The sequence below is a fragment of the Penaeicola halotolerans genome (genome assembly GCF_016464625.1).
Taxonomy (GTDB): Bacteria; Bacteroidota; Bacteroidia; order Cytophagales; family Cyclobacteriaceae; genus Penaeicola; species Penaeicola halotolerans.
Genome location: NZ_JAEAGO010000172.1, coordinates 1 through 245, shown reverse-complemented (window position 1 = coordinate 245; position 245 = coordinate 1). Strand labels below are relative to the sequence as shown.

The 245-nt window shown below is 62.9% G+C and carries 1 protein-coding gene; it reads right to left on the bottom strand.

Annotated features, from left to right (window positions below; all coding sequences use genetic code 11):
- Window positions 1–245: hypothetical protein (locus I5349_RS13970; RefSeq protein ID WP_226391384.1), on the bottom strand; the 245-nt coding region annotated here is incomplete at both ends.

Genomic DNA, 245 nt, shown 5'->3' with positions numbered 1-245 from the left:
AGGTCCATGATGCCGCCGTCGTTCACCAGGTCGTCGCTGACCGACTGGATGAAGCAGGCATGGGGCTGGGGATGTTCGTAGGCGCTGTCCGACCGCACCAGCTTGCCGGTCCGGTAATCGACATAGAAATGCCCCTGGGACGGGCCGTCGATGCCATAGGCCCAATGCAGCCCGGTGTTGAACCATTGCGGACTGTTCGGCGCCCCCATCTGGCGCGCCAGCATGTGGCGCATCTCGTCGTAATA